The sequence below is a fragment of the Streptomyces hamibioticus genome (assembly GCF_047946815.1).
Classification (GTDB): domain Bacteria; phylum Actinomycetota; class Actinomycetes; order Streptomycetales; family Streptomycetaceae; genus Streptomyces.
On the sequence record NZ_JBKKQY010000001.1, the window covers coordinates 2,515,216 to 2,527,070 of the forward strand.

An 11,855-nucleotide genomic window follows, 5' to 3' on the forward strand; every position below is an offset into this window, starting at 1 on the left:
TGTTCTCCCCGTAACACTGCCATGCGCTTTTTCATTCCGAGACACCCGTCCCGACACGCGAGACGATGTCGTCCCAGTAGCCGGGCATGGTGTCCCAGGGGTCGGCGCGGCCGCCGCGGTCCGTGCGGTCGGTGAAGTAGATCGTCGCGGCGCCCTGCCAGCGGGCGATGCGCAGCGCCTCCTCCAGGTGCGGTCCGGGCACGCCGTGGACGAAGTGGCAGAAGCGCTCGGGCGGGTGGTCCGCGGTCCACTCGGCCACCTGGGACCAGCGGTAGTCGCTCCAGGGGCCGGAGAAGGTGACCAGTTGGTCGGCGGCCTCCAGGTAGCCGGGGTACGGATGGGTGCCGTGGCCGAGGACGATGTGGGCGTCGTCACGGATCATCCGCAGGGTGGTGACCGTGCGGCGGACCTCGGAGAGCGAGACCTGGTCGGCGGGGCACCGGTCGAGCAGGAAGCCGTCGGTGCGGTACCAGTCCTGGTACCGGTGCGCGTCGGAGACCAGTTCGCCGAAGGTGCGGGCGCCGTACGCGGCGTCGAGCCGTCCGAGGACGCGGATGCCCGCGTTGCGCAGACGGCCGGCCGCCTCCAGGCAGTGCGGGTCGGGCTGGGCGCCGGGGCCGTCGGCGACGTCGAGGACGACCCAGTGCAGGGGCGTGCCGGGACGGGCGAGTTCCGCCCACTCGGCCGGGGCCAGGAGGGGGTGGGCCAGGCCGGGGACGCCGAGGCGGGTACGGACGTCGGTGCTCGCGGTGCCTGCTGTGGTGCTGGTCAGATACGGCATGCCGCCTCCATCCAGATGTCGGCGAGGGACTCTTCGAGGTTGATCCGGGGCCGCCAGCCGAGGCGGTCGCGCGCGGTGCGCACGTCGGCCTGCTGCCAGCTGCCGCAGCCGTCGGGGTACGGGTACGCGACCGGGGGCACGTGATCGGCGTCCGGGCGCACGTGGCCCTCGGTCCGCAGGTGGCCGTCGGAGCGCAGGTGGCCGTCGGAGCGCAGGTGGCTCTCGGCTCGCAGACCCAGGGCCTCGGTGCGGGGGTGGCCGATGGGCGCCCGCAGCGGGCTGCCGTGCGGGCCGTCGAGTTCGTGCAGGGCACCGCCGTAGCCGGCCACGCGCGCGAGGGTGGCGGCGGCGTCGCGGAGGCGGACGGCACGTCCGGAGCCGATGTTGATGACGCCCTGCGCCGCGGAGAGGGAGGCCGCGTGGACGGCCCGCGCCACGTCGCGGACGTCCACGAAGTCCCGCTGGACGCCGAGGCCGCCGAGCCGGAGTTCGCCGTCGCCGGACTGCATGGCGCGGCGCATGGCCTCGGCGAGGCGGCCCAGCGGGGAGCCGGCCGGGGTGCCGGGGCCGGCGGGCGAGAAGACGCGCAGGACGACGGCGTCCAGTCCGGAGCCGAGGACCAGTTCCGTCGCGGCGAGCTTGCTGACGCCGTAGGGACCGCCGGGGCGGGGTACGGCGTCCTCCGCGGTGGAGGAGCCGGGCTGGCTGGGGCCGTACTCCGAGCCGCAGCCGATGTGCACCAGCCGGGCTCCGCAGCCGCTGCGGCGCAGGGCCTCGCAGACGGTGGCGACGGCGACGGTGTTGTGCCGGGTCAGTTCCCGGGCGCCGCCTCGCGTGGTGCCGGCGCAGTTGACCACGACGCCGGGGTGGACGGCGTCGAGGAACCGGGTGAGGGCGCCGGGGCTGCCGCTGGCGAGGTCGAAGCGGACGTCGGCGTCATCGCCACGCCCGAGCGCGGTGAGCTGGACGGCCGGGTCGGCGAGCAGGCGGTCGGCGACGAAGCGGCCGATGTAGCCGTTGGCTCCGATCAGCAGGACTCTCATCGGGCGGCTCCCGGGGCCGAGGCGTCGGGTCGGGAGGTGGTCATGTGAGGTTCTCCTTCAGAGGGGGGCAGGGGGTGGCAGGGGGGCAGGGAGGCACGAGCGCGCCTGCGGCGGCCTGCCGGGGGTAGTCCGAGATGCACGGTGATCACAGGTCCGGCCGTCGCCGGTGCGGCCGTCGCCGGTGCGGTGGTCACGGATGCGGTCGCCACGGAGGCGGCCGTCACGGAGGCGGTCGCCACCAGTGCGGTGATCGCGGAGGCGGTCACCACGGATGCGGTCGCCACCGGTGCGGTGATCGCGGAGGCGGCCGTCACGGATACGGCCGTCACGGATACGGCCGTCACGGATACGCCCTTCGCGGAGACGGTTGTCGCCGGTGCCGTGATCGCGGAGGCGGTCGTCAGGGGTGCGGGCGTCACGGGTGCTCCGTCGGTGCGTGGGCCGAGGCGCTCGTCAGGCGGCGGACGGCGTGCAGGAGGAGGGCCAGTGCTCCGGCCCCGCACGCCGCGGTCGGGACGGCGCCGGCGCCCCACGCGCTGACGAGGGCCTGGACGGGCACGGCCAGGGAGCCGCAGCCGGGAAGGCGCCCGGCGAAGAGGCTGGCCAGGGCGGTTGCCTCGACCGTCGCCGCGGCGGTGAGCACGAGCGCCGGGGCGTGGGTGAAGCCGTGGACGGTGAGGAGGCGGGCGAGCAGGAGCAGGGCGCCCAGGGTGAGGACCTGGGGGTGGGCGGCGGGCTCGCCCAGGGCCGCGCCGGTGACGGAGAGGAGGGCCGTCAGGGCGGCGAGGAACAGGGTGAACGTGCCGAGCAGCAGGGGACGCGCGGACGCCGAGAAGTCCTGCAGGCCGCGGCTGGTCGCCAGCCTGCGGCGGACCCGTCCGGTGAACAGGTGGGCGCTCCAGGCGGCGGGTGCGCAGGCCAGGGCGAGGGCCGCCATCGAGGCGGTCGCGACCGGCCAGTGGCCGTCCGCCGCGCCCGTGGGCAAGTGGTCGGGGCCCCCGCGGAGGGCCGCACGGAGCAGTCCGTCGCCGAGCAGGGCGTAGCCGAGAAGCCAGCAGACCGTCCAGGTGGTGTTGCCGTCCGGCCGGGCGCGGCCGGTGCTCAGCGGACCGCGGCGGAGCGCCGCGCGGACGGCCAGGGTCACGGCGAGCGTGCCGACGACGGCCACGATCAGGCGGGACCGGCCGTCGGTGAGGCGCAGGCCGGCGACCGCGGCGGCGCAGAGCACGCCGGGGAGCAGGGTGAGGACGACCCACGCGGCGTGCGGCCGGGGCGTCGGCGGGGCGGGGGCCGGACCCTGCGGCACGGTGTCGCCGTCGCGCGGGACGCGGGCGAACATCTCCTCGGCGAGGGAGAAGACGTCCCGGTGCCGGAAGCGGGCGGCGGTCCGGTCGGTGACGCCGTGCGCCTCCAGGCCGGCAGCGATCTCCAGGGGGTCCACGGCCCGTTCGCACAGCTCGCGGTGCCGGTGCATCAGGGCCTTGACGGGGTCGGCGCCGCCGCGGCGGGCGACGGGCGTGCCCGCGCCGTGTCTCGCGTCCGGCCCGCCGAGCGCCGCGCCGGGCCCGGCGTCCGGGCTCCGGGGAGCCGAGAACTGCCCGGCGTCCGGCTCGCCCGCCCCGCTCGGCGTCAGGCACGCGCGAGACCGTTCGTCCCAGGCGCCGGGGCTGCCCGGGGTCTCGGGGCGGTCCAGTTCGCCCAGGCCGCTCATCGCGCCCCCTCGGTGGCGGGGACCGGTCTCGTGGCCCGGACCGGGGCATCCGCCACCCAGCCGGGACCGCCACGGGTGACGACCATGGCCGGAGCGGGGTCGGTCCAGCGACCGGGCATCTGGGCCTCGGCAGGTGCGGCGAACGGCAGGGGATCGCCGGTGTCGTCGAGGACGACGCGGTGGACCGGGCTACGGGAAAGGATCTCCAGGTAAATGCCGTGAAATGCCGCGATGTTCTGCTCGACGGTGAACAGTTCGAGTGCACGGGCGCGAGCGGCGGCACCGAGGCGCGCACGACGCTCTGGGTCGCGCAGCAGCGTCACGCACGCCTCTGCGAGCGCCCGCGGATTGCGCGGCGGTACGACGAGTCCGGTGCCGCCGATCACCTCCACCACCGCCCCGACATCCGTGGACACCGTCGCGCGTCCGCAGAACATCGCCTCGACCAGGCCGACCGGGAAGCCCTCGACGACGCTGGAGAGCACGACGACGGCGCCGGAGGCGTAGGCGTCGGCGGGGGACGGGAGGTCAGGGCCGCCGATCTCCTCGAAGGACACGGGGTTGTCCCCGACGGCGTGCGGTCCCACGGCCTCGTCGGGGAAGAGCTGTGCGGCCAGGCCCCGGCAGTGGGCGAGGTAGGCCGCGCCCTCGGGCCCGGACGCGGCGCCGACGATACGCAGGCGTGCCCGCGGCTCGTCCTTGCGGACCTCGGCGAAGGCGTGCAGCAGGGATACGAGGTCCTTGGCGGGTTCCACCCGGCCGACCCACACGAGGGTGCCGGGGTCCGCATCGTCCGGCGCCTCGCCCACCTCGGTGAACGGTGCCGCGTCCATCCCCGGGTAGACCGTGCGCAGCTTGTCGCGGCCGGCTCCGCAGCGCTCCTGCCAGCGGCGGGCGTGGGTGTTGCCGGGTGTGATCACGGCGGCCCGCCGGTAGGTCTCGGCGGCGAGCAGGCCGTGGAAGGCGGCGAGCAGGGCCCGTACGGCCGGGGCGGATTCCGGGGCGGTCAGATAGTGCGTCCGCAGCTGGACCCCGTACTCGGTGATCAGCAGCGGTACGCCGAAGAAGTGCCGGGCGAGCAGGCCGGGCAGGGCGGCTGGGCCGCCGGAGGCCGCGTGGCACAGGTCCACCGCACCGAGACCGTCGCCCTCGTACCAGTCGAGGGACAGGGGGCGCAGGGTGCGTGCCAGGTGTGCGGTGGCGGCGAGCAGCTCGGGGACGCGCGCCTCGCGCGCCGGGCGCTGGGCGCCGGGCGCGCGACAGGCGCGTTCAAGGGCGCGCACGGCGGCCTCGGAGCGCAGTGCGCGCTCCAGGCCGCCCTCGCCCTGGGCCAGCTCCGCAAGGCCGTAGAGGGCACTGGCGAAACGGTCCGCCTCGCCATCGGACCAGTCCTCGGACGCGCCTGCGGGGCGCCCGGAACGGGCCGTGCAGACAGCGGTCACCAGATCGCCGTAGTGCTCGGCGAAGCGTCGGCGCGCACGCCGTCCGTACACCACCCCGTCGTCCTCCGCCGCCCACAGCGGTGCCGTGCGCACCCGGCTGACGTGCGGCGGCAGCGGAACCCAGCCCTCGTCCTCCTGGCACTCACTGCGGCTGAGCGCGTAGACGTCGAACTCGTGCCGCCCGAGCCCGCGCACGAGCCGGTCGCACCAGAGCCCGGCGTCACCGCCCACATACGGATAGCCACCCTCGGTAAGCAGTCCGATGCGCACGCGTGCACCCCCGATCTCCCGTATGGAGAGCCGCCGTTGGTCCCGGCGGCTCACAGCGGGACGAACGTAAGCGGACGAGGCGGTGGTGCGATGGACGGTTGTCCGTCGCACCACCAAAAGGGGTGAACGGTCGTAACTTTCCCGTGCGGGTCGCGTTCGATCGCGCTAGGAGATCAAGCTGTCACCGAGCGTAGCGCTCCGGCCAACTCCACCGGTGCCGGTTCGGCTCCCTCCACGCCGGTCCGGCCCACCGACGCCCGGTCGGATCAACTGCCGGGGTAGGGCCACGGGTTGGGCAGGCAGTCGATGCCGTCGTGGTCGACGAACTTGGTCTGCTGCTGCATGACCGGGGCCAGCTCGCCGTCCTTGTCGCAGGTCACGTGGTTGAAGCCGATGCGATGGCCGATCTCGTGGTTGATCAGCATCTGGCGGTACCCGTGGATGTCGTCGCCGAACGGCTCCGCCCCCTGCGCCCACCGATAGGCGTTGATCATCACGCGCTCGGTCGCGGCCGAGTCGCAGGACACGTTGTCCACGGTGGTGTCCAGGCCGGACTTCGCGCACCAGACGGCGGTCGTGCCGGGGCTCGCCAGCGTGATCACGAAGTCGGGCCGGCCGGAGTGGATCCGCTCGAACGTGCGGGCGCCCTTGTGGGCCCAGCTCCGCTCGTCGTTCAGCGTCCTGTGCACGGCCTCGGCGAACAGCGCGCCGTCGAGGCCGAGCCCCTGCTCGACGTCCACGCGGTAGGTGAACTTCTGCCCCGTCCCCGGCCCCTTGGCGATACCGGGGATCGCGTCGAACTTCCCCGGCCCCTCCAGCGCCTCGTCGAGCGGGTACGTCTTCTCCATCTTCTGCTCGTACGTCAGCGGGTCCACCGCACCGGGTGCGGACGGGGTCGGCCGTTCGTCCGTGCGCGAGGCGGGGCCGCGGGAGTCGCGCGCCTGGTCGGTGGCGGACTGCGACCGTACGTCCTCGCCCTGGCGCCCGTCGGTGACCTGCCCCGCCACGACGACCGCCAGCACGGTGGTGACGGCGGCGGCCGCGATGCCGGTGAAGGTGCGGCCCTTGCCGCCCTTGGCGGACGCGGGGGCGCCGGTGGGCGGCGCGTCGCCGGGGTCGCTGCCGCGCGGAGCGGGGACCGTCTCGGCGGTCCAGTCGGTGACCGAGGCGTAGGGTCCGGACGGCTCGTACGGATCTGCCGGGCCGGACGGACCGTACGAAGGCGTCCGGGGCCCGTCCGGCATGCGGGGCGTGCTGGGTGTGCGGGGCGGCGTACGGGCCGCGAAGACGTCGTCGTCCGCCTCCATCGCGTTCAACTCGTCGAAGGCGTCGAGGTACTCCTGCCGCGGACCACCGGGACCATTGGGGCCACCGAAGCCACTGGGGCCACTGGGGCCACCGAAGCCACTGGGGTCGCCGGGGCCGCCGAAGCCGCCCGGTCCCGGCTGGCCCACCGGGCCCCTCGGCCCGTTCGGACCCGGCGGTGCCTGCCGCTGCCGCGGGAACGGCGCCGTACGGCCCGGCGCCTGGCCTCCCCTCAACTCACCCCAGCCGCCCCCGGCTTCGCGCTGCTCGGGATGACCGCCGCGCACCTGCCGCACCCCGTGCGGGGGCGTACCGTCCGGGAACCCGGGATCGCCGTGTGCGGGCGTGCCGTCAGGCAGCCGCGGAAACCCGTGTGCCGGCGTTCCGTCGGAGAAGCGCGGCACGCCCTGCGCCGGCGTACCGTCCGGAAGACGCGGGACACCGTGCGCCGGTGTGCCGTCCGGAAAGCGCGGCACGCCCTGCGCCGGCGTACCGTCCGGAAGACGCGGGACACCGTGCGCCGGTGTGCCGTCGGGAAAGCGCGGCACGCCCTGCGCCGGCGTCCCATCGGAAAGGCGCGGCATGCCCTGCGCCGGCGTACCGTCCGGAAAGCGCGGGCCGCCCTGCCCGGGCGTGCCGTCCGGGAACGGCCGGTCGGTGTACCCGCCCGTGCCGCGCCCCGGCGCTCCGTACCCCGGTGCCGCACCCGTGGGCGCCCCCCGCTGCTCCCCCGGCGGCGCTGCGGGTGCCCGTCGGCGGCCCTGCCCCGGTGCCGCGTCGTCGCCGGTCTTGGGAGCCGGTCCGCGGCGGCTGTGGCGTCCCACGTCGCGCCTCAGCCTCCTGTGGTCTCGTTGGCGCCGCTGTCGTCCACGGTTCCGCCCCCAGGGTCGTCACGGTCGTCGCGCTCTTCACCGACCGCCGACTCACCTGTGTCCGCGAGCAGGTCCCGGAACGCCGTGGCCACGGTCTCCGGATACTCCATCATGGCCACGTGTCCCGCGTCGGGCAGGGTCACCAGCCGCGAGTCGCGGAAGGCGCGAGCCGCCCGCTGGGCCATGCGGTAGCCGATGAGCTTGTCCCGGCCACCGTAGACCAGCAGCGTCGGCGCGAGAACCCGCTCGGCCTGACGCCACAGCCCGTGCTGGCCGCCGACGGTGTAGGCGCTGACGATGCCGCGCGCGGAGCGGGCCATCGCGTCCCAGAAGTACGGCAGTCGCAGCCGCCGCTCCATCTCCTCCACGGCGTTCCGGAACGCCTCCGGGCTCACCCGCGCGGGGTCGCCGTAGCACAGCCCCATGACGCCGCGGACCCGCTGCTCCGCCGTCCAGTCCCGGGACATCCGGGTGAACAGCCGGGCCACACCGGGCAGCGCGAGCAGTCCCGTCGGTACGGCACCGCGCTGCACCCGGATCTCCGGCAGCGCGGGCGACACCAGGGTCAGCGTCCGCACCAGGTCGGGCCGCACCGCGGCGATGCGGGTCGTGACGGCACCACCGAGCGAGTTGCCGACCAGGTGCACCGGGCCGCGCCCGGCGGCGTCCAGGTAGCGGATCACCGCGCGCGCGGTGCCGCTGATCGAGTAGTCGCCGTCGTCCGGCGGCGGTGAATCGCCGAAGCCCGGCAGATCGACGGCCTCGCCGTCGACGACGTCCTCCAGCATCGGCATCAGCGCCGACCAGTTCTGGGAGGAACCGCCGAGCCCGTGCACGAACAACGCGGGCGGCAGCCCCTCGCGGGCCGGCGGCCTGGACCGCACCGTCAGCGTGACGCCGGGCAGCCGGACCGACCTGAGCCGCTCGCCTTCGGCGACCCGGACGGCTGCGACCTTCGGCAGCACGTTGGCGGGCGGCACGGACGGCAGCTCGGTCGAAGACATGCGGCAATGTTACGAGACGATCACACAGGGGTTCATGTGTTCGCCCTCACACGCCTCGGTCCCGTCGGCGCCCTCGCTCCCCTCCGCCCGCTCCCACCCTGCCCGCCCGCACCGCCGTGCATGGCGGGCCCGGTGTGGGTACTGCTCTCGACGCGGACCACATGGCGTCCGCATCGGGTGTCTCCTACGCTCGTACAAAGGGCACCCGCGTGTGGCCCCTGCATTTTTCAGGGACGTTCGTAGAAGGGAGCCCGATATGGCCGTCGACCCCACCGATCCCGAGACCTTCGAGGACGAGACTCAGGAGGCCCAGGAGTTCGACGTGGAGGCACCGGACGCCGATGCCGCCGAGCAGCAGGCGCCCGTCGCGCCGGACCGCGACGAACCACTGACCCGCCTGGACCCCGACCGGGCCAACGAGGCCGACCTGGCGGAGCAGGCACGGGTGGTCTCCCTCGACGAGGACGACTACCGCTGACCGCCGGCGGCCGAGGAACGGCCGAGGAACGACTGTCGAACGGCGGCAGGGCGGGCGCGCACGCCGCCGAACAGGGAAGAGGCCGATTTCTGCCCGGACTGCCCCTTTTTGAAACCACTCGCGTGGCTTTCGTCACCGTCCGGTCCGTGAAATTCTGCGCTCGTACCGCGCACACCACGGTTACCGAAAAGTACGATGGCGACGCGGCGCACACCGCACATGGACGACTTTGGGAGGCGGCGTGACAGCCATCGAGCAGACAGAGGCGGTACGCCCGCGGGGCACCCGCCTGCCCCGTCGTGCCCGACGGAACCAGCTGCTGGGCGCCGCGCAGGAAGTGTTCGTGGCACAGGGCTACCACGCGGCCGCGATGGACGACATCGCCGAGCGCGCAGGCGTCAGCAAGCCGGTGCTCTACCAGCACTTCCCCGGCAAGCTCGACCTCTACCTCGCGCTGCTGGACCAGCACTGCGAGTCACTGATCCAGTCGGTACGGAACGCGCTCGCGTCGACGACGGACAACAAGCAGCGCGTCCGGGCGACCATGGACGCCTACTTCGCGTACGTCGAGGACGACGGCGGCGCCTTCCGCCTGGTCTTCGAGTCGGACCTGACGAACGAGCCCGCCGTGCGCGAGCGCGTCGACAAGGTCACGAACGAGTGTGCGGAGGCGATCTGCGACGTCATCGCCGAGGACACCGGCCTCTCCCGCGCCGAGTCGATGCTGCTGGCCTCGGGCCTGGGCGGGCTCGCCCAGGTGGTGGCCCGGTCCTGGCTGCACAGCGACCGCAGCGTGCCGCGCGACCAGGCGGTGCAGCTGCTGACCTCGCTGGCCTGGCGGGGCATCGCCGGTTTCCCGCTGCACGGCAGCGACCAGCAGCACGAACAGCAGCACTGAGCGACGGCGCTGAGCAGCGGCGCTGAGCAGCGGCGCTGAGCGGCCCCGGGCGAACCCCGCCGGTCCCCCGTCGGCCGTCACCCTCCGTTGTTCCCGTCGGCTGTTCGCTCTTGGCGTGCTGGCGCGGAGCGTGCACGTCCCCTCACCGGGCTAATGTGTGCTGCGTACGGCGCGGAAGGTCGCGCACTTCACTGACCGTCGGAGGGACATAGCCGTGGAGGTCAAGATCGGCGTGCAGCACGCGCCCCGCGAGATCGTTCTGGAGAGCGGTCAGAGCGCCGAGGAGGTCGAGCGCGCGGTGGCCGAGGCGCTGGCCGGCAAGGCGCAGCTGCTGAGCCTCGTGGACGAACACGGCCGCAAGGTCCTCGTCCCGGCGGACCGCCTCGCGTACGTAGAGATCGGTGAGCCGTCTCCGCGCAAGGTGGGCTTCGGCGCGCTCTAGCGAGCATTCGGCGCGCTCTGCGAGCAGCGGACGGTAGCAGGGCCCGGCGGTCGCGGACCGCCGGGCCCTGCCGTCTGCCGGCCGCCCTGCCGACGTCCCACCGGTGTTCTGCCGACGTCGTGCCGGTGTCATACCGACGTCGGGCCGGTGCCTTTTCCCCTCCGCGTCCGGTGCGCGGACGGAGCACGAGCCACCCCCCGGAGGATGATTGCATTCCGCAGGTCAGGGGTAAGACGGCTACGACTGTTTCGGGCAGGCCGGCCATGTGGGAGGGACCCCGACATGATCTTGGAAGCGCTCAGCGCCGCGTTCCTCGGCCTCGCCCTGGCATGGGCCGCCGCCCTCCGCCTGCCGCATCGTCTCCCTGACCGTGTTCTCGTCCTGCCGACGGGTGTCGCCGGTGCCCTCTTCGGGGCGTTCGTCACGCACACGGCTCTGGACGCGGGGGGCCTGCTGCCGGTCCTGCTGGGTGCGGGGGTCGTCGCCGCCGCCTCGCTGTCGCTGCTGCTGCGCCCCGCGGGAAGACTCCGCGGCCGCTCGGCAACCGTCTGACCGGCCGCCTCCACCGCCGTCCGCCCCGGTCCGACCGGCACCGGGCCGACGGCCCCCAGGCCGATGACCCCCGGGCCGATGACCCCCGGGCCGACGGAACGGGTCCGGCAGGGACCCGCTCCCGGCGGAACGCTCCGCACGACGGGCCGGACGACACGTAGAGACACGCTCGCGCAGGACGCGTGGTCCCCGTGGGTCAGGCCGCCAGGCCCAGCGCCGCCATCCGCTTCGTGTGCGCCTCCGTGATGCGGGAGAACATCTTGCCGACCTCCGCGAGGTCGAAGCCGTCCGCGACGCCGCCCACCAGCATCGTCGACAGCGCGTCCCGGTCGGCGACCACCCGCTGGGACTGCGACAGGGCCTCACCCATGAGCCGCCGCGCCCACAGCGCGAGGCGCCCGCCCACACGCGGGTCCGCCTCGATCGCCGCGCGCACCTTCTCCACGGCGAACCCGGCGTGCCCCGTGTCGTCGAGCACGGCCAGCACCAGGTCCCGGGTGTCGGAGTCGAGGCGGGCGGCGACCTCGCGGTAGAAGTCGCTGGCGATCGAGTCGCCGACGTAGGCCTTGACGAGCCCTTCCAGCCAGTCCGAGGGGGCCGTCTGCTTGTGGAAGCCCGCGAACGCCTCGACGAACGGCTCCATCGCGGCCGTCGGCTCCTCGCCGATCTCGGCGAGCCGGTCACGCAGCCGCTCGAAGTGATGGAACTCCGCCGAGGCCATCTTCGCCAGCTCCGCCTTGTCCGCGAGCGTCGGCGCCAGCTTGGCGTCCTCCGCGAGCCGCTCGAACGCCGCCAGCTCGCCGTACGCCAGTGCACCGAGCAGGTCCACGACCGCGGCGCGGTACTGCGGGTCGGCGGAGGCCGTCGCCCAGTCCCGGGCGGCGACTCCAGTGGGCTCGGCGGCGGTGTCGTTGCCAGGCTTGTCAGAGCTCGTCATGCAGCGCACAATAGCCCGCCCGCCGCCGGACGGAAGTCCCCGGTCGGCCCTTGGCGGCCTCCCGGCCGTCTCCCCCGGCCGCCCCCCTGGCCGTCCCCTTGGCCGTCCCCTTGGCCGACT

General features: G+C 74.2%; 11 protein-coding genes. 4 read left to right on the forward strand and 7 right to left on the reverse strand.

The annotated features are described in order from the left end of the window. Positions 1–31 precede the first annotated feature (31 nt). The 6 genes from ACLGIH_RS11110 to ACLGIH_RS11135 form a co-directional block, all read right to left on the reverse strand. Entirely contained in the window at positions 32–781 is a 750-nt protein-coding gene (locus ACLGIH_RS11110; RefSeq protein WP_416525079.1) for a spherulation-specific family 4 protein, read from the reverse strand. After that, positions 769–1,824 (reverse strand): SDR family oxidoreductase, encoded by a 1,056-nt coding sequence (locus tag ACLGIH_RS11115; RefSeq protein ID WP_416525080.1) that lies wholly within the window; start codon positions 1,822–1,824, stop codon positions 769–771. The genes ACLGIH_RS11110 and ACLGIH_RS11115 overlap by 13 nt, the downstream gene beginning before the upstream one ends. 415 nt (positions 1,825–2,239) lie before the next feature. After that, a complete protein-coding gene (locus ACLGIH_RS11120) occupies positions 2,240–3,535 on the reverse strand; it encodes a hypothetical protein (protein ID WP_416525081.1) in 1,296 nt (431 codons plus the stop codon). Next, positions 3,532–5,247, reverse strand: coding sequence for a DUF3492 domain-containing protein (locus ACLGIH_RS11125; RefSeq protein WP_416525082.1), 1,716 nt, complete (start codon positions 5,245–5,247; stop codon positions 3,532–3,534). Before ACLGIH_RS11125 ends, ACLGIH_RS11120 begins: the two co-directional genes overlap by 4 nt. Positions 5,248–5,513: 266 nt before the next feature. After that, positions 5,514–7,376, reverse strand: coding sequence for a DUF3152 domain-containing protein (locus ACLGIH_RS11130; RefSeq protein ID WP_416525083.1), 1,863 nt, complete (start codon positions 7,374–7,376; stop codon positions 5,514–5,516). Between the two features lie 8 nt (positions 7,377–7,384). Then, entirely contained in the window at positions 7,385–8,428 is a 1,044-nt protein-coding gene (locus tag ACLGIH_RS11135) for an alpha/beta fold hydrolase (protein WP_416525084.1), read from the reverse strand. A 256-nt stretch (positions 8,429–8,684) separates the two neighbouring features. On the opposite strand from ACLGIH_RS11135, the gene ACLGIH_RS11140 reads away from it, so the two are divergent. From ACLGIH_RS11140 to ACLGIH_RS11155, 4 genes are all read left to right on the forward strand, one after another. After that, on the forward strand, positions 8,685–8,906 hold the full coding sequence (locus tag ACLGIH_RS11140) for a hypothetical protein (protein WP_416525085.1): 222 nt from the start codon (positions 8,685–8,687) through the stop codon (positions 8,904–8,906). Positions 8,907–9,147: 241 nt separating this feature from the next. After that, on the forward strand, positions 9,148–9,804 hold the full coding sequence (locus tag ACLGIH_RS11145; protein WP_416525086.1) for a TetR/AcrR family transcriptional regulator: 657 nt from the start codon (positions 9,148–9,150) through the stop codon (positions 9,802–9,804). A 214-nt stretch (positions 9,805–10,018) separates the two neighbouring features. Continuing rightward, positions 10,019–10,246: a DUF3107 domain-containing protein gene (locus tag ACLGIH_RS11150; protein ID WP_416525087.1), complete on the forward strand. Its 228-nt coding sequence runs from the start codon at positions 10,019–10,021 to the stop codon at positions 10,244–10,246. 282 nt (positions 10,247–10,528) lie between these two features. After that, positions 10,529–10,798 (forward strand): hypothetical protein, encoded by a 270-nt coding sequence (locus ACLGIH_RS11155; protein WP_416525088.1) that lies wholly within the window; start codon positions 10,529–10,531, stop codon positions 10,796–10,798. Positions 10,799–10,994: 196 nt separating this feature from the next. Here the strand turns inward: ACLGIH_RS11155 and ACLGIH_RS11160 are convergent, their stop codons facing one another. Next, positions 10,995–11,735, reverse strand: a complete 741-nt coding sequence (locus tag ACLGIH_RS11160) for a ferritin-like fold-containing protein (protein WP_416525089.1) — start codon at positions 11,733–11,735, stop codon at positions 10,995–10,997. Positions 11,736–11,855: the final 120 nt, after the last annotated feature.

Excerpts from the sequence above, each read along its gene's own strand:
- ACLGIH_RS11110 (WP_416525079.1), bottom strand. The coding sequence starts at position 781 with ATGCCGTATCTGACCAGCACCACAGCAGGCACCGCGAGCACCGACGTC.
- ACLGIH_RS11115 (WP_416525080.1), bottom strand. The coding sequence starts at position 1,824 with ATGAGAGTCCTGCTGATCGGAGCCAACGGCTACATCGGCCGCTTCGTC.
- ACLGIH_RS11120 (WP_416525081.1), bottom strand. The coding sequence starts at position 3,535 with ATGAGCGGCCTGGGCGAACTGGACCGCCCCGAGACCCCGGGCAGCCCC.
- ACLGIH_RS11135 (WP_416525084.1), bottom strand. The coding sequence starts at position 8,428 with ATGTCTTCGACCGAGCTGCCGTCCGTGCCGCCCGCCAACGTGCTGCCG.
- ACLGIH_RS11140 (WP_416525085.1), top strand. The coding sequence starts at position 8,685 with ATGGCCGTCGACCCCACCGATCCCGAGACCTTCGAGGACGAGACTCAG.
- ACLGIH_RS11155 (WP_416525088.1), top strand. The coding sequence starts at position 10,529 with ATGATCTTGGAAGCGCTCAGCGCCGCGTTCCTCGGCCTCGCCCTGGCA.
- ACLGIH_RS11160 (WP_416525089.1), bottom strand. The coding sequence starts at position 11,735 with ATGACGAGCTCTGACAAGCCTGGCAACGACACCGCCGCCGAGCCCACT.